General features: G+C 64.6%; 19 protein-coding genes. 5 read left to right on the top strand and 14 right to left on the bottom strand.

Annotated features, from left to right (window positions below; all coding sequences use genetic code 11):
- Positions 1-89: 89 nt before the first annotated feature.
- Positions 90-1,736: an electron transfer flavoprotein-ubiquinone oxidoreductase gene (locus AC2FMM_RS12345; protein WP_496796709.1), complete on the bottom strand. Its 1,647-nt coding sequence runs from the start codon at positions 1,734-1,736 to the stop codon at positions 90-92.
- A 136-nt stretch (positions 1,737-1,872) separates the two neighbouring features.
- On the bottom strand, positions 1,873-2,328 hold the full coding sequence (gene soxR / locus AC2FMM_RS12340) for a redox-sensitive transcriptional activator SoxR (RefSeq protein ID WP_496683011.1): 456 nt from the start codon (positions 2,326-2,328) through the stop codon (positions 1,873-1,875).
- Between the two features lie 89 nt (positions 2,329-2,417).
- Here soxR and AC2FMM_RS12335 point away from each other — a divergent pair, with 89 nt between their 5' ends.
- The 3 genes from AC2FMM_RS12335 (at position 2,418) to AC2FMM_RS12325 (ending at position 4,512) form a co-directional block, all read left to right on the top strand.
- Positions 2,418-2,798 (top strand): VOC family protein, encoded by a 381-nt coding sequence (locus AC2FMM_RS12335; protein ID WP_496687993.1) that lies wholly within the window; start codon positions 2,418-2,420, stop codon positions 2,796-2,798.
- 238 nt (positions 2,799-3,036) lie between these two features.
- Positions 3,037-3,507, top strand: a complete 471-nt coding sequence (gene greA / locus AC2FMM_RS12330; RefSeq protein WP_496683017.1) for a transcription elongation factor GreA — start codon at positions 3,037-3,039, stop codon at positions 3,505-3,507.
- A gap of 12 nt (positions 3,508-3,519) precedes the next feature.
- The gene (locus AC2FMM_RS12325) at positions 3,520-4,512 is read left to right on the top strand and encodes a hypothetical protein (RefSeq protein WP_496796708.1); all 993 of its coding nucleotides are present in this window, start codon (positions 3,520-3,522) and stop codon (positions 4,510-4,512) included.
- On the opposite strand, the gene AC2FMM_RS12320 is transcribed toward AC2FMM_RS12325, so the two are convergent.
- From AC2FMM_RS12320 to AC2FMM_RS12300, 5 genes are all read right to left on the bottom strand, one after another.
- Positions 4,509-5,000, bottom strand: a complete 492-nt coding sequence (locus AC2FMM_RS12320) for a GNAT family N-acetyltransferase (RefSeq protein WP_496796707.1) — start codon at positions 4,998-5,000, stop codon at positions 4,509-4,511. The genes AC2FMM_RS12325 and AC2FMM_RS12320 overlap by 4 nt on opposite strands.
- Positions 5,001-5,113: 113 nt before the next feature.
- A complete protein-coding gene (locus tag AC2FMM_RS12315; protein ID WP_496796706.1) occupies positions 5,114-6,373 on the bottom strand; it encodes a molybdopterin-binding protein in 1,260 nt (419 codons plus the stop codon).
- Between the two features lie 20 nt (positions 6,374-6,393).
- Positions 6,394-6,903 carry a molybdopterin-guanine dinucleotide biosynthesis protein B gene (gene mobB / locus AC2FMM_RS12310; protein WP_496741532.1) on the bottom strand — a complete coding sequence of 170 codons (510 nt, stop codon included), beginning with the start codon at positions 6,901-6,903 and terminating at the stop codon, positions 6,394-6,396.
- Positions 6,900-7,556, bottom strand: coding sequence for a molybdenum cofactor guanylyltransferase MobA (gene mobA / locus AC2FMM_RS12305; RefSeq protein WP_496741530.1), 657 nt, complete (start codon positions 7,554-7,556; stop codon positions 6,900-6,902). Before mobA ends, mobB begins: the two co-directional genes overlap by 4 nt.
- The gene (locus AC2FMM_RS12300) at positions 7,546-8,490 is read right to left on the bottom strand and encodes a formate dehydrogenase accessory sulfurtransferase FdhD (protein WP_496796705.1); all 945 of its coding nucleotides are present in this window, start codon (positions 8,488-8,490) and stop codon (positions 7,546-7,548) included. The genes mobA and AC2FMM_RS12300 overlap by 11 nt, the downstream gene beginning before the upstream one ends.
- Between AC2FMM_RS12300 and AC2FMM_RS12295 the strand changes: the two genes are divergently transcribed.
- Together AC2FMM_RS12295 and AC2FMM_RS12290 are read left to right on the top strand one after the other, a co-directional pair.
- Positions 8,489-9,205 carry an AzlC family ABC transporter permease gene (locus AC2FMM_RS12295; protein WP_496796704.1) on the top strand — a complete coding sequence of 239 codons (717 nt, stop codon included), beginning with the start codon at positions 8,489-8,491 and terminating at the stop codon, positions 9,203-9,205. The two genes, AC2FMM_RS12300 and AC2FMM_RS12295, sit on opposite strands and share 2 nt — an antisense overlap.
- Entirely contained in the window at positions 9,202-9,534 is a 333-nt protein-coding gene (locus AC2FMM_RS12290; RefSeq protein WP_496796703.1) for an AzlD domain-containing protein, read from the top strand. Before AC2FMM_RS12295 ends, AC2FMM_RS12290 begins: the two co-directional genes overlap by 4 nt.
- On the opposite strand, the gene AC2FMM_RS12285 is transcribed toward AC2FMM_RS12290, so the two are convergent.
- From AC2FMM_RS12285 to AC2FMM_RS12255, 7 genes are all read right to left on the bottom strand, one after another.
- A complete protein-coding gene (locus AC2FMM_RS12285) occupies positions 9,523-10,155 on the bottom strand; it encodes a hypothetical protein (RefSeq protein WP_496683037.1) in 633 nt (210 codons plus the stop codon). The genes AC2FMM_RS12290 and AC2FMM_RS12285 overlap by 12 nt on opposite strands.
- 16 nt (positions 10,156-10,171) lie before the next feature.
- Positions 10,172-10,306, bottom strand: a complete 135-nt coding sequence (locus AC2FMM_RS12280; RefSeq protein ID WP_496683040.1) for an aa3-type cytochrome c oxidase subunit IV — start codon at positions 10,304-10,306, stop codon at positions 10,172-10,174.
- 68 nt (positions 10,307-10,374) lie between these two features.
- A complete protein-coding gene (locus AC2FMM_RS12275) occupies positions 10,375-10,959 on the bottom strand; it encodes a hypothetical protein (RefSeq protein ID WP_496796702.1) in 585 nt (194 codons plus the stop codon).
- The gene (locus AC2FMM_RS12270; RefSeq protein WP_496796701.1) at positions 10,946-12,784 is read right to left on the bottom strand and encodes a glycerophosphodiester phosphodiesterase family protein; all 1,839 of its coding nucleotides are present in this window, start codon (positions 12,782-12,784) and stop codon (positions 10,946-10,948) included. Before AC2FMM_RS12270 ends, AC2FMM_RS12275 begins: the two co-directional genes overlap by 14 nt.
- Positions 12,785-12,848: 64 nt before the next feature.
- The gene (locus tag AC2FMM_RS12265) at positions 12,849-13,301 is read right to left on the bottom strand and encodes a DUF6173 family protein (protein ID WP_496683048.1); all 453 of its coding nucleotides are present in this window, start codon (positions 13,299-13,301) and stop codon (positions 12,849-12,851) included.
- Between the two features lie 4 nt (positions 13,302-13,305).
- Positions 13,306-14,352, bottom strand: coding sequence for an MBL fold metallo-hydrolase (locus AC2FMM_RS12260; protein ID WP_496796700.1), 1,047 nt, complete (start codon positions 14,350-14,352; stop codon positions 13,306-13,308).
- On the bottom strand, positions 14,352-16,055 hold the full coding sequence (locus AC2FMM_RS12255) for an acyl-CoA dehydrogenase (protein WP_496796699.1): 1,704 nt from the start codon (positions 16,053-16,055) through the stop codon (positions 14,352-14,354). Before AC2FMM_RS12255 ends, AC2FMM_RS12260 begins: the two co-directional genes overlap by 1 nt.
- Positions 16,056-16,065: the final 10 nt, after the last annotated feature.

Here is a 16,065-nt window from a genome sequence, read left to right as displayed (position 1 = left end):
CTGCCTGTACCTGCAGCACAAGCTAGGGCCTTGGCCGACCAGAGGCAATGGCCCAGCGGTCACGGCTGTGCCATTGCCCCGTTTCCTGCCTACATGTTGGGATAGTTCGGACCGTCCCCACCCTGCGGCGTGGTCCAGTTGATGTTCTGGCTGGGATCCTTGATGTCGCAGGTCTTGCAGTGCACGCAGTTCTGGAAGTTGATCACAAAACGCGGCTGATCCTCGTCGCGCACGATCTCGTAGACGCCCGCCGGGCAGTACCGCTGGGCGGGTTCGTCATATTCCGGCAGGTTCACTTTCACCGGGATCTGGGGGTCGGCCAGCTTGAGGTGGCAGGGCTGGCTTTCCTCGTGGTTGGTGAAGGAAAACGCCACATTGGTCAGCCGGTCGAAGGACAGGGTGCCGTCGGGTTTCGGATAGTCGATGGGCTGATGCTTGCTGGCTTCTTCGGTGGCTTCGGCATCGGTCTTGCCGTGACCTAGCGTGCCGAACAGCGAAAAGCCCAGTGTGTTGGTCCACATGTCCAGACCACCCAGAGCCAGCGAGGCGGTCAGGCCCCATTTTGACCACATCGGCTTGACGTTGCGGACCTTTTTCAGATCGGCGCCGATGGCACCGTTGCGCACTTCGGTCTCGTAATCGGTCAACTCGTCGCCACCGCGGCCGGCCTTGATGGCCTCGAACGCGGCCTCGGCGGCTGCCTTGCCCGACAGCATCGCGTTGTGGTTGCCCTTGATCCGAGGCACGTTGACCATGCCCGCCGAACAGCCCAGCACAGCCACGCCCGGCGCCACCAGCTTCGGCATCGACTGGTACCCGCCCTCGGTGATCGCGCGGGCGCCATAGGCCACGCGCTTGCCGCCTTTCAGCAGGTCGGCCACCATCGGGTGATGCTTGAACCGCTGGAATTCCATGTAGGGAAACAGGTGCGGGTTCTTGTAGTTCAGGTGCACCACGAAGCCCACATAGACCTGGTTGTTTTCCAGGTGATAGATGAACGACCCGCCCCCGGCATTGCCGCCCAGCGGCCAGCCCATCGTGTGGGTGACGCTGCCTTCCTTGTGCTTGGCGGGGTCGATCTCCCAGATCTCTTTCATGCCGATGCCGTATTTCTGCGGCTCTTTCCCGGCCTGCAGGTCATATTTGGCGATCACTTCCTTGGACAGCGACCCGCGCACCCCTTCCGACAGGAAGACGTATTTGCCGTGCAGTTCCATCCCCGGTTCGGTGTTGGGGCCATATGATCCGTCAGGCTCCAGCCCGAACACGCCGGCCACGACACCCTTGACCTCGCCATTGTCGCCATAGACCAGTTCTGAACAGGCCATGCCGGGGAAGATCTCGGCGCCCAGCGCCTCGGCCTGTTCGGCCATCCATCGGCAGACATTGCCCATCGAGACGATGTAGTTGCCGTGATTGTTCATCAGCGGCGGCATCGGCCAGTTCGGGATGCGCAGCTGGCCGGCCTCGCCCAACATATAGAAATTGTCTTCGCGCACAGGCACGTTCAGCGGCGCACCCTTTTCCTTCCAGTCGGGGATCAGCGCATCCAGGCCGCACGGGTCCAGCACCGCGCCCGACAGGATATGCGCGCCCACTTCCGAGCCCTTTTCCAGCACGACCACGTTTAGGTCGGCGTCCAGCTGTTTCAGACGAATGGCCGCAGACAGGCCCGCGGGGCCTGCGCCCACGATCACCACGTCGTATTCCATCGCTTCGCGTTCAATTTCGGCCATCGTGGGCTCCTCCGCTAACTATCCGAATTGGCGCCTGGGGCGCGGGCTCGGCGAAATTTTGTTTCCCGGCTGATTACCTGCTGGAAAAGACCTTGGTCAATCAAAACACGGCGTAACATTGCTGCAATGCGGCAGATCAGCCCTCGGGCGCGTCACCCATCAGGTACCTGGGACCGCTACCATAGGTTTTTGCCCGGTCGTCGGGGTTGTAGAGCGCGCATTTCGGCAGGCTCAGGCAGCCGCAGCCGATGCAGCCGTCCAGATTGTCACGCAGACGCAGCAGAGTATCGATTCGCTGATCCAGATGCGCGCGCAGGCCAAGGCTGATCTTTTTCCAATCCGCAGGTGTAGGCGTGCGGTTGTCGGGCAGCCCGGCCAGAACCTCGCGGATTTCAGGCAGGGTCAGGCCGAACTGCTGGGCGATCATCACGAAACTCAGCCGACGGATGTCGGCGCGCTGGTACCTCCGCTGACCGCCCGGATTGCGCCACGGGGAAATCAGCCCCTGCGCCTCGTAATAGCGGATGGCGGATACCGCCAACCCCGTGCGGCGAGCCAGCGCGCCGATGGAAAGGCCCTCGGATGCGGGCATGATCTCCTCCCGAAAAAATCTCTTGAGCTAAAGTTAGGTTTAGGAATTACGGTGAGTCGAAACAAGCCTGAACATGAAAAGGAGACCCCATGATGGCGACGCTGGAACACACGAACTTCACCGTCCGCAACCCGCAGGCGACCGCCGTCTGGATGCAGGACGTATTCGGATGGAAAACCCGATGGGAAGGCCCGGCCATCGCGGGCGGCTATACCGTGCATGTGGGCAGCGCGCATACCTATCTGGCGCTTTACGCCCCGGCCGACCCGAAACCGTCGGGCGAAAGCAGCTATGACACCATCGGCGGGCTGAACCATGTGGGCGTGCTGGTCGAGGACATCGACGCAACCGAAGCCAAGGTCCGCGCCGCGGGCTTCGAGCCGCACAACCACGCCGACTATGAACCCGGTCGCCGGTTCTATTTCGACGACGACAACGGCATTGAATTCGAGGTCGTTCAATATGATTGAGATGCTCTGGTTCGGCGCCGAGGCGCATCGTTGGAAACGCGGTGATCTGCTGGGGCATCGGCACAATCGGAAACCCCCACCACCCCGACGGCGTTAAGTTGCGGATTGCAGGGGCCAAACCCCTTGGCCTCTTGCATTTCACGCCATATTTGGGTCAGGTAATTGCCAACCCATCTTTCGCCCCGACGCTGGTCTCATGCGGCGGGGCGACTCAATTTGTGCGTGGAAAAAAGAAGATATGGAAAAGATCCCCATGACGCCCGCGGGCTTTGCCGCGCTCGAGGCAGAGCTCAAGCAACTCAAGTCCGTTGAACGCCCCGCGATCATCGAGGCCATCGCCTCGGCGCGCGAACTGGGCGACCTGAAGGAAAACGCAGAATACCACTCGGCCCGCGAAAAACAGGGCTTCATCGAAGGCCGCATCAAGGAACTGGAAGGCGTTCTGTCGCTGGCGGACGTGATCGATCCGACCAAACTGTCGGGCGCGATCAAGTTCGGTGCCAAGGTCACGCTGGTGGACGAGGACACCGACGAGGAAAAGACCTGGCAGATCGTGGGAGAGCACGAGGCCAATATCGAAAAGGGCCTGCTGAACATCAAATCGCCCATCGCCCGTGCCCTGATCGGCAAGGAAGAAGGCGACAGCGTCGAAGTGCGCACCCCCGGCGGCGTGCGCTCGTACGAAGTGCTGAGCATCCACTACGCCTGATCGGAGCGCGCCATGTCGGGCCAAGACCCTGATCCGGACAGCAAACGGCCCACCTGGCTGGGCATCTATGACCGTCCGGGCCGCCCCAGCGTCACCGGGATCGAGATTGCGGCCGCGGCCCTCAGCCTGATCTGGCTGGTGGTGGCCGTGGTCTTTCTGGTGCTGCCCGAGCAGACGCAGGCCGGCAGTTTCATCGTGATGCTGCTGGCCGTGTTCATGCCGGTGGCGATGATCTGGGTCGGGGCGCTGGCCATGCGCGCCAGCCGCATCATGCGCGAAGAAAGCGCCCGGCTGCAGACCGCGATCGACGCGATCCGCCAGGCGTATGTATCGCAGCAACAGCGGTCGGCCAGCACCTACGAACCCGCGGTGGCCCGGAAACTGGATGAAATCGCTGCGGCTGCCCGGCACACCCAAAACACGCTGGCCACGTTCTCCAGCAAGCGGCGGGATCTTGCGCCGCAGGCAAGACCTGCTGCGCCCTCGGGCCAAACCTCGTTGGAACTGGGCACCCCGGCCGAAGAGTTAGCGACTCCTCTGCCCACCGACATTTTCATCCGCGCGCTGAACTTTCCCGAAACCGCCGAGGACACCGAAGGCTTCAACGCCCTGCGCCGCGCCATGAAAGACCGCAAAACCGCGCAACTGGTGCAGGCCGCCGAGGACGTGCTGACCCTGCTCAGCCAGGAAGGCATCTACATGGACGACCTGCACCCCGACATGGCCCGCCCCGAGGTCTGGCGGCAGTTCGCCAAGGGCGAACGCGGACGTGCGGTCGCCGCGTTGGGCGGTATCCGCGACCGGTCGTGCCTGGCGCTGACCTCGGCGCGGATGAAGCAGGACCCGATCTTTCGCGATGCGGTGCATCACTTCCTGCGCCGCTTCGACACCATGATCGTCGAGTTCGAACCTCAGGCCAGCGACGCCGACCTGACCGCTTTGGGCGACACGCGCACGGCGCGCGCCTTCATGCTGCTGGGCCGGGTGGCCGGAACCTTCGACTAGCCACCGTCCGGCACCACCCACCGCATTTTCGTGGCCGAACTGAAGCCGAACAGGTGTTTGAACGGGCCGGTACGGTCCTGCCCGATCGCCTGAAGCCCTTCGCGCTCGTACAGGATACGCTCGCGCGGGTTGGTGTCGATCACGTCCAGTTGCACCTCGTGCATGCCCAGCCCCTGTGCCTCGTCCTTGATCGCCCGCAGTAATAGGGTCCCGACACCCTGCCCGCGCGCCTCGGTCGCTACGCATATGCCATCCAACTGGAACACGCCCGGCTTCAGGTCGCGCTCCAGAACGCTCAGGATCAGGCCGCGCCATAGGGCGCCGAACCAGCCATAGACCCGGGCCAGATCCGCCGGCCCGCCCCCAGCCCGCCCTGCGTCAGCCCGCCGTCGCGGGTCTTTTACCCCGCCAACCCCGGCATCCGACCATCCGCATCCCGCGCCACCAGAGCGAAATCGGGGTTCAGCGCCCGTTCGAAAAAAGGCCATGCCGCGCGCGTCCGGCCTCATGACGCGCGACAGTTTGCCCAAAAACGCCTGCCAGAACCGCTCAGCCGCCCGCGCGGGCGCATCGGGGGAAAACCCGCGAGAGACCGAAACCGTCACAGGCCGAAACTGCCATAGGGTATGAAGCGAACCGGGTCTCCGGGCTGGATGTCCAGCGGGCCGTCCGGCAGTTCGACCAGCCCTTCGGCCCAGCTGAGCCCGCTGATGCGACCCGACCCTTCCGAGTGGAACACCTCGACCCGACCGTCGCGGACCCGGGCGCGCAGGTATTCACGGCGGCCCGGTTTCTTGCGCTTGGCGAACGCGGCGGGCAAGTCAAAGCCCTGCGGCTGCTGCCAACCCTCGCCCGCCATCAGGCCCAGCGCGGGCCGGGCAAAGATCAGAGTGCAGATCATCGCCGCCACCGGATTGCCCGGCAGGCCGAACACCGGCGTGCCCCGCCACAGGCCCAGCGCCAGCGGGCGGCCCGGCTTCAGCGCGATGCGCCATTCCTGCAAGGCTCCCGTCGCCCGCAACAGGGCCGAGACATGATCCTCGTCCCCCGCCGAAGCGCCGCCGCTGGTCAGGATCGCGTCAGTCTGTTGCGCGGCCTGGTCCAGCCGGTCTCGCAGCACGGTCCGGTCGTCACCCACGCGGCCCAGATCGACCGGCACAAAGCCCATCCGTTGCAGCATCGCCAACAGCATCGGGCGGTTCGCATCATAGATCTGACCCGGCCCCGCGGCCTGGCCCGGATCCCGCAATTCATCGCCGGTAGACATAACCCCCACGCGCAAGGGGGTGCGGACCGGGACCTCGGCCACGCCCACCGCCGACAGCAGCGCCAGATCGGCGGGTGTCAGGCGTCGCCCGGCAGGCAGAACCAAGGCTCCAGCCTGCACGTCTTCGCCCGCCTTGCGCGTGTTGGCACCGGCCTTCAAAGGCCCATTGAAGGCGATGTGGCCGTCCTGCACGGCCACATCTTCTTCGAGAATGACGGTGTCCACCCCCTCGGGCAGCGGTGCGCCGGTCAGAACGCGCAGCGCCTGACCCGCCGGCACAATCCCCGCGAAAGGCACACCCGCCGCCGCGCGCCCCTCGGTCAGCAGCAAGACATTCGGGCCCTCGGGCCGACCACCGGCAAAGCCGTACCCGTCCACCGCCGTGTTGGGCAGCGGCGGATTCGACCGTTGTGCGATCACGTCCTGCGCTAGAACGCGCCCGCAGGCTTGACCAACGGGCAGGGTCTCGACACTGGCCACCGGGTGCAACCGGTCGCGCAACAGGGCCAGCGCGTCATCGACCGGGGTCCATTCGACCCCCGGCGGCAGGGCGAAACAGTCGTTTTTCAGCGGTGGAGGCGCAATCTTCGGCATGATCCGGTCCTCGGGCATGGTCAGGGGCTGGGCCGCGGCCCCAAGCCGACCTCGGTCAGGATGAAATCGGCAATGGCCGGCGTGTCGTTCAGATCGAAGACCGGACGGTCCAGATCCAGCGGCGTGTCGCTGGCCACCGCGCGGATCGTCGGATCGTCGGCGGCGATCAGCGGGTTTCTGGGCTGGGCGCGAAAGGCCTCGACCTTGGGGTGGCGCGCGCGCTTGTAACCCTCGACCAACACCAGATCGACCGGGGACAGACGCGCCAGAAGGTCGTCCAACGGCGGCTCGGGCGCGCCGCGCAGCTCTTGCATCAAGGCGATGCGGCGGCTGGATGCCAGCAGGACCTCGGACGCCCCGGCGGTTCGGTGACGGTGGCTGTCGGTGCCCGGCTGGTCCACGTCAACCGCGTGGTGAGCGTGTTTGACGGTCGAGACACTGAACCCGCGTCCGGTGATCTCAGCCACTAGCCGCTCCATCAATCCGGTCTTGCCCGCATTCTTCCAGCCGGTAACGCCATAGACCTTCATGCCCGCTCCAACAGTTGCTGCGCCCGGATCAGATCTTGTGGCGTGTTGACGTTGAAGAACGGATCGAAAGGATCGGCCGAAAACAGCGCCTCGCGCCCGTCATGGCGGTCGGTCCACAGAACCACCTTGCGCAACCCGTCCGTCAGGGCCGCGCGCAGGTCGTCGCGCAGAGCCACCGGCCACAGGCCAAAGGTCGGGTGCCGGTTGACCCGGCGGCCACCGCCGGATTTCAGCGCCTCGTCACCGGTGCGCGGCGTGGTGGCCAGAACCAGCGGATGAGCCTGCCCCTGCGCCGCCAGCACTAGCCGGTCGACCAGATCGCGCGGGAAGAACGGCGTGTCGGCGGCAGCGGTGACGATACAATCAGCGCCCTGCCCCGCCGCCCAATCCAACCCGGCCAGCACACCCGCCAAGGGACCAGCGTAACCCGCGATGCTGTCCGGCAGGACCGGCAGGCCAAGATCAGCAAAGCGTGCCGGATCGCCATTGGCGTTCAGCGCCAGCCCGGCCACCTGCGGCACCAGCCGGTCGGTCACATGCGCCAACAAGCTTTGCCCACCCAGTTGCAACAACCCCTTGTCGCCGCCGCCCATCCGCGTGGCCAGACCCCCCGCCAGTATGACGCCGAGGGGGCGTGATGCTTCAACTCCCATTGGCACTTTTCCTTCGGTGCTTCGGGTCCTCGACCGGCACGCTGGCCGGGTCCGCGTCGCGCAGCAGCCGGTCTTCGCCCGACAGGCACACAAAGCGCTGGCCGCGCATCCGGCCGATCAGGGTCAGGCCGACCTCGCGCGCGATTTCGACGCCCCAGGCCGTAAAGCCCGATCGCGAGGCCAGAACCGGGATGCCCATCATCGCCGTCTTGATCACCATCTCCGAGGTCAGCCGCCCGGTGGTGTACAGGATCTTGTCGCCGGCCGCCTCGCCTTCGGACAGCATCCAGCCGGCGATCTTGTCCACCGCGTTGTGGCGGCCCACGTCCTCCATATAGACCAGCGGGCGACTCTCGCGGCACAGAACCGTGCCGTGGATCGCCCCGGCCTGCAGGTACAGCGACGGCGTGCGGTTGATCTTGGCCGCCAGATCATACAGCCACGAGGTGTGCACCTGAACCTGCGGCAGGCGCACATTCTCAAGCCCCTCCATCATGTCGCCGAACACCGTGCCCACCGCGCAGCCGCTGGTGCGGGTCTTTTTCTTCAGCTTGTCCTCGTACGAGGTTTCGCGGGCGGTGCGCACCACCACGGTCTCCAGATCGTCATCGTAATCGACGCGCGTGATCTCGTCATCGGGGCGCAACATGCCCTGGTTGCGCAAAAATCCCAGCGCCAGATATTCGGGGTAATCGCCGATGGTCATTGCGGTCACGATCTCTTGCGAATTGAGGAAGATCGTCAGCGGGCGCTCTTCGACAACCGAGATACGGCTGACCTCGCCATTCTGGTCCACCCCCTCGACCGCGCGGGTCAACCGCGCCGCGCCCGGATCGGGGGCGATGATGTATTCCGACAGATCGACTTCAGTGGCCAATTGCAACCCTCTCTCTGACCCGCTACTGCTGCGCAGACCACCATAGGATCTAGCCATGGCAACCTCCACATCCAAGTCATACTATTGGCAGGGTTTTCGCGACGGGACCCCGTTCGTCTTCGTGGCGGTGCCTTTCGGGACCCTATTCGGCGTCTTCGCGACCGAGGCCGGGCTGAACATCGTGCAGTCCATGGCCTTTACTTCAACCGTGTTCGCGGGGGCCGCGCAGTTCGCCGCCCTGCAACTGCTGCAGGACGGAACGCCCACCGCGATCATCCTGATCTCGGCCCTGGCGGTGAATCTGCGGATGGCGATGTACTCGGCCTCGCTGACGCCCTATCTGGGCGCGGCGCCGCTGTGGCAACGCGCCTTCGCCGCCTATCTGACGGTAGACCAGTCCTATGCCTGCTCGATCGTGCAGTTCGAGAAGGAACCAGGCATGACCGTCGCCCAGCGCATGGCGTATTTCGTCGGCTCGGTCACGCCGATCACGCCGCTTTGGATACTGGCCACCTATCTGGGCGCGGTTCTGGGCACGCGAATTCCCGAAAGCTGGGCGCTGGATTTCGCTCTGCCGATCACCTTTCTGGCGATGATCGGCCCGATGATGCGCACCCCGGCTCATGTGGTCGCCGCGCTGGTGGCCATCATCGTGTCGCTGCTGTGCGCAGGGGTGCCGTACAATCTGGGCCTGCTGATCGCAGGCTGCGCGGGCATGGTGGCCGGAGCGCAGGCCGAGGTGATGCTGGAACGTAGAAAGGCCCTGCCATGAGCGCGCCCGATCCGATCACCATCTGGACCATCATCCTCGGGCTGGCGATCGGCAGCTACGGCTTGCGTTTCGTCTTCATCGGCCTGATCGGAGACCGGCCGATGCCGCCTTGGCTGCTGCGGCATCTGCGCTATGCCGCGGCGGCAATTCTGCCGGCGCTGATTGCGCCGCTGGTGGTCTGGCCGACCGCAACGGGTGGCCAGCCCGACCTGCCCCGTATGTCGGCCGCGGTGGTCGCGCTGAGCGTGGGCCTGATCACCCGAAACGTGCTGGCCGCGATCTTTGCCGGGGCCGGCACGCTGTACGGGATGCTCTACCTACTGGGCTGAGGCCGTCTCAAGCTGGTTGAGCAGCGCATTGTTCGCGGCCAACCCGGCCTGCAGATCGGCGCTGTCATTTTCCCGGTATTCCGTCGTGACGACCCCTGGAATCTGTCCGAACTGATCGGACAGCTTGACCGGATAGAAAGTGGTCTTGATCTGTTCGAACCCTGGCACCTGCTGCAGCAGCCGCGCGGCCGAGTGGGCGCAGTAGGCCCCCGGAACCGGACCCAACTGTTTGGCCACTTGATAGGCGATCTCGGCCTGCTGGGGCGTCACCTGGATGGTCTGGATGCGCGCATAATGCGTCTCACGCGCGTGCGAACTGCGATAGGCGCGCTCGACCGCGGGGGTGATGCCATAAAGAACGTCATCCTTGATCGGCACCACATCGGCACGGAATGACCCGGCCGGGTCGAAGATCACCCGCTCGCTGGCGCTGATCATCAGCGACGTGTGCGCTCCGGCCCCCGTGCGCGTGTTGATCATCGTGTAGAGGGTCAAGGTCGGCGGACCCGAATCGCGGTACGACCGCGCCACTATCTCGGCCGGATCGGCCTGAGGGCGTTGCGAGCCAGTACAGCCCGCCACCGCAACCGCCAGCAGGGAGGCGATCAGAATTCGCAACATGCCGATCTTTTCTGGATCAGGCCGCGAAGATCGCGAGGAACAGAAGAACGAAGAAGATCACCGCCACCGACCAGGTGGTGAACTTGACGAAACCGTTGAAAGTTTTGCTCTGTTCGGTGATGTCCATCTCGCCGTGCTTGTAGTCAGCCATGTGTCCAAGAATCCCAATTCGCGTGTTTGCCCGATTGGATAAATGATATTTTCGGCCGTGTCACGACGTCAATCGCGCGCAGTTAGACCATCTTGATCCTGCCCCGGTGGTTCTCCGGCAAATATCGAACAGTCCGGGTAGCCAAACCCCCAGCGCCACGGCAGTCCGGTGCAGGGCCCGCCGCCGAAACGCACCGCCATATACATCGCCTCGGCCGTGATCGACATGGCCGAAATCACCTGTTGGGGCGTCATGTCATAGCGGGCGGCATAGTCCTGGGCCTGAGCGGCCCCGAAATCCTTGACGCATTGGCGCAAGGCCCGGTCGGCGGCGAGGCGCGCGTCATAGCTGGCCTCGGGCGTCACTGCCCCGCCCGCATCGTGATAGGCACGGTCATGTGTTACGCAGCAGGATTCCCACGGCGGGTGTGCCTCGTAGACCGCGGCGAAGCTGGGAAAAGTGTCCGCGACCAATCGCCAGCTGGCCGACATGCCGCCTGAACAGCCGTCGCTTTCGAACGGCGTCAGCGATTGACCCACCGATTGAGAGATCAAGGCCCGGTGCGCCGGCAGTTCCACACTGCGCATCACGTCTTGCGCGGCAACGGGCAGGGCCAGGCAGGCCAGAAGCGGCCACAGCTTACGGGCTTTCATCGCGCATCGCCTCGGTATCGACCGACAGGCCAAAGGTCGTGGCCAACCACAGCAGCAGCCGCTCGCCAGGTTCCATTTCGGCGCGGACACGCAGCACCTCACGCGCCATGGCAGGGCGGTCGGTGATCAGACCATCGACTCCCATCGAGGCCATCGACGACATCTGCAGCGGGTCATTCACCGTCCAAACATAGATATCCTTGCCTGCATCATGGACCGAGCGGATCAGCCCGGGCGTGACCATCCCGGCATTCACCGCGACGAAATCGCCCTCCAGCCCGGTCAGATCGCCCACCGCCGTGGCGGCCAGAACGCCGGCGCGCCAGTCCGGGCGCAACGCCTTCATCTTCTGCACCGCCGGGTATTTGAGCGACATGGTGGCGATGTCCTGCTCCATCCCAAATTCTTCGACGATGGCGGCCACGCGGTTTTCCAAGTCCACGTCATGGCCATAGTATTTCAGTTCGATGATGACCTTGGATTTACCATTCGCAGCTTGAAGAACCTCGCGCAGGGTCGGAGTGCGCTGATCGGCATATTCAGGCCCGAACCAACTGCCGATGTCGATCTGCGCCACATCCTCCATCGTGGCATCCCAGACCTTCAGATTGACCCCGCCCAGCTTCATGAAGTCGCTGTCATGGGCCACGATCACCTCACCGTCGGCGCTTTCCTGTACGTCGATCTCGACCCAGTCGGCCCCGTCTTCGATGGCTTTCAGCACAGCAGCCATCGTGTTTTCCGGCCGCAGCGCCGCCGCGCCCCGGTGGCCGATCACGTCGGCATGATCGGGCGCCGATACCCGGTCCAGCACGTCCTGGCTGAACCAGATACCGGCCAGAAGGGCGGCGACGGCGGCGGCGACGGTCACCAAAACCGGGGCACGCAGGTTTCCGGCTTCAGGATGAGGAAGCTCTGCCGCCCGCGGTTCAAAAAACGCATCCAGCAGAACCGCCAGCGCGCCCAGCGCCACCGCCGCCAGCACCAATCCGGCCAGAGACCACAGCCCGGCCACCAGCAGGCTGAGCGTCAGGGCAAACCGCAGGTTCGTGCCCTGTTCGAGAGGTACAAGGTGGAACAACAGGCTGGCCACGGCGGCAATCAGCGCGGCGATCGCCAAACGTACGACCAGCCACAGCCCCAGGTCGATCTTCAACCGGCCGCGCTTGCCCTCCATTCGCCGGGCGCTTTCGGCAAAGGCCCCTGAAGGGGCAACGCCCTCGAACAACACCAGATGCAGGGCCAGCGCCCACGCCGACAGGCGGCGGATCAGCACCCAAGCCAACGCCAGCACCACGAGTCCGATCAGCGCGACGGCTACCCGGAAAGCGGGCGGGTGGAAGGTCAAGTAATAGTTGATGTCGTATTCGGTCAGCGTCCACCACGCGATCAGGCCCGCGACCGCCACGAAGGGCACCGCCAGGACAAGAACGCGCAGAATGAAGCGCACCGCGAAGGAAAACAGCGACGGCAGGCGCGACAGGATCAACCGCAAGGCCGACCCGCCCGCCCGCCATGGGTCACTGTCGCCGATCCTGAGCGATCCGGCCATGACCGAAAAGACGAACACCTCGGCCAGCAGGAACAGGCCCAGAATGACCACCGCCGCCACGAAACCAACCGGCGACAGGATGAACATCGCGATGTCCTGATCGGTCAGCGCTGTTTGATCGGACATCATCACCGCCAGGTTCACGGTGAAAGCGACACCGGGTGCGATCAGCGCGATCAGCAGCAGCCGCACCGCCAGATAGATGGGGACAAAGGTCCGGCGCCGGGCCCACGCCCCGCGATAGGCTTCTGTTACGGTTGAGAAATGTGACACGCTGGCCCCCTTCGAATGCTGAATTCATTCAAGGCCGCGCAGATGCGAATTGCAAGCGTGACGCTCAGCCTTCCTCGAGCTTGGCCGCCAGGCGGAAGCCGATGCGGGTGGCGGGCTTGTCCTCGACCGTTTTGGGCAGGGCGCGCAGCATGACGTTCAGCTGGCTGACATGCTGCACCAGCTGGGTGCGTGCGCCCGAACCGTCCGAGCCGTAGAAAGTGATCACGTCGGGGTCGAAATATCCCATCCCCTCGATCCGCATCACACCGGCGTCACCGCCGGTAAAGCCCATGGCGACCTCGTGATCGGCATCCAGCGTTTCTTCGAAATTCTGGATGTACAGGATCAGCCGCTCATACGCCCATTGGGCGGGGCTTTTGCTGTTGACCGGCTGGCGCAGGGGTTCGGGCAGATCCTTGGTGCCCGACGTGCTGTCCGGGTCGGCATGCACCTCATAAAACCGGGGCAGAGCCGCCGCTTCGGCGGCCTCGGCCGAGGTTTCGATCTTGTCCTGCATCGTCTCAACCTTTGCGCTGATACACCCATGCGCCGTCCTCACGGCGCGCCCGGGTCACGGCTCCAGTGTGATAAAGATGGTTCAGATGCGCAACCGCCTCGACCAGAGCAAGACCGTATTCACCTTCACGGATGGAACGTTTGAACAGGGGCACAAAACAGTCCGACGCCGCCTTGGGCGCGTTCAGATCGTCCAGCAGGCGTGCAAGAGCGCTGTGATGGTTCTCGATTAGTTGTTTCATGCGGATCGGCAGGCCGACAAAGGGCAGCTTGTGCCCCGGCAACACCAATTGATCGGGCCGCGCCAACTGTTGCAGGCGCTCGCAGGCTTCCAGCCAGTCAGCCACCGGGTCGGCCATCGGTTCGGTGGCATAGACGCCCAGGTTCGGGCTAATCGAGCTGAGGATCTGGTCGCCCGAGATCACCAGATTGTCGTCGCGGCTCCAGAACGTGGCGTGTTCGGGGGCATGACCATTGCCCATATGCACGTCCCAATCACGCCCGCCCATGCGGATCACGTCGCCCTGTTTGATGCGGACAAAGCCCAGAGGCATCGGATAGACCGTGTCGGCAAAATTGAAGGGCCGCTCGGACATGCGCTTGGCCAAGATCTCGGGGGCCATGCCGGCGCTGCGGTAGAACTCCAGCGTCTCCTCCGGCCAGCTCTCCTGCACGTCCAGCGTAAGCATTCGCGCAAACAGCCATGCGGTGCGGCTCGAGACCAGATCAGCGCCGTGCTCCGACTGGAACCACCCGGCATTGCCGACGTGATCAGGGTGATGATGCGTAACCACCACCCGGGTCACCGGCTTGCCCGCAAGCGGCCCGGCCATCAGGTCGGACCACAGGCCGCGTGTCTTCTTCGATGAAATCCCGGTGTCGATCACCGTCCAGCCATCGCCGTCATCAAGCGCGTAGACGTTAACGTGGTCCAGCGCCATCGGCAGCGGCAGGCGCATCCACAGCACGCCCTCGGCGATTTCGGTGGCCTGTCCGGGCGCGGGCGGCTCGGGCCAGGGATGGCGAAACGCCGGAGGCCGCGCGCCGTCCATCACGCGGCCAGTTCGTCGGCGCTGAGCGCGAACAGGTCTTTGGCCCCGATCTGCACCTGATCCAGCAGGCCCGCGTATTCCGGCAGGCGCGCGGTGATGTAGTACCGCGCCAGCTTGGCGCGCGGACCATCCGGATCGGCCAAAGCGGCGATCAGGTGGTAATGCGCGCCCAGCACGCGAGCAAAAGCGTTCAGATAGGCCACGGCCCCGGCAAAGCGGTTGTTCATGTCCTCTTGCGCCACCAGCCACTCGGTCGCCTCGCGCAGGGATTCGGTCGCCTCCCATACCGGGCCGGCCAGCTCGGGCACGGTGGCGCGGGCGCGCTCGGCGTGATCTTCGATCTCGTCCAGCAGGCGGGCGGCGGCTTCGCCCCCGTCCATCATCTTGCGGCCAACAAGGTCCATGGCCTGAATGCCGTTAGTCCCCTCGTAGATCGCAGTCACGCGGACATCGCGGTAATACTGCGCGGCGCCGGTTTCCTCGATATATCCCATGCCGCCATGCACCTGCAGGCCGGTTTCGGCCACGCGCATGCCGGTCTGGGTGCCGAAGGCCTTGCAGATCGGGGTCAGCAGGGCCGCCCGCGCGGCCCAGTCGGCGTTGCCGGTGGCCTTGGCCATGTCGATGGCCGCGGCATTTGCCAGCATGATCGCACGGGCGGCGAACAAGTCGGCCCGCATGTCCATCAGCATCCGTCGCACATCGGCATGATCGATGATCGTGCCCGAGGGCGTCTTGCCCTGCTTGCGTTCCAGAGCATAGGCCAGCGCGTGCTGATAGGCGCCCTCGGCCGCGCCCACGCCCTGCCCGCCGACGCCAAGGCGCGCGTTGTTCATCATGGTGAACATGGCGGCCATGCCCTTGTGCTCCTGGCCAACCAGCCAGCCCTTGGCGCCGTCATACTGCATCACGCAGGTGGGCGAGCCATGCAGGCCCATCTTGTGTTCCAGCGACACCACCTTCAGGTCATTCGCCACGCCCGGATTGCCGTTATCATCGGGGATGAACTTGGGCACCAGGAACAGGGAAATCCCCTTGGTCCCCGGCGCGCCATCGGGCAGACGGGCCAGAACCAAGTGGCAGACATTCTCGCAGAAGTCATTGTCGCCCCACGAGATGTAGATCTTCTGCCCGGTCACCGAATAGGTGCCATCGCCGTTGGGTTCGGCCCTGGAGGTCAGCGCGCCCACATCCGACCCGGCCTGCGGTTCGGTCAGGTTCATCGTACCCGACCATTCGCCCGACATCAGCTTGGGCAGGTACAGCGCCTTGAGTTCCTCGCTGGCGTGGTGTTCCAGCGCCTCGATCTGACCCTGACTCATCAGCGGGGCCAGTTGCAGCGACAGGCAGGCGGCGCTCATCATCTCGTTCACCGCGGTGGTCACGGTCATGGGCAGGCCCATGCCGCCGTATTCCGGATCACCGCTCATGCCGATCCAACCACCCTCGGCGATGGCTTTCCAGCCATCGGCATAGCCCGGCGAGGTCCGCAGAACCCCGTTTTCCAGCCGCGCGGGGTGCAGATCGCCGGGGCGCTGCAGCGGGGCCATCACCTCTTCGCACATCTTGCCGGCCTCGGTCAGGATGGCGCTGACCACGTCCGGGGTGGCCTCGGCGAATTTCTCGGTCGCGGCGACGTCCTTGAAGCCCACGACGTGGCCCAAAAGAAACTCGTAATCGGAAATAGGCGCGCGATATGGCATGGTTTCCCCC

The sequence above is a fragment of the Ruegeria sp. BHSC043 genome, assembly GCF_059612985.1.
The sequence above is the reverse complement of the archived record's forward strand: the minus strand, read 5'-3'. Positions and strand labels throughout refer to the sequence as shown.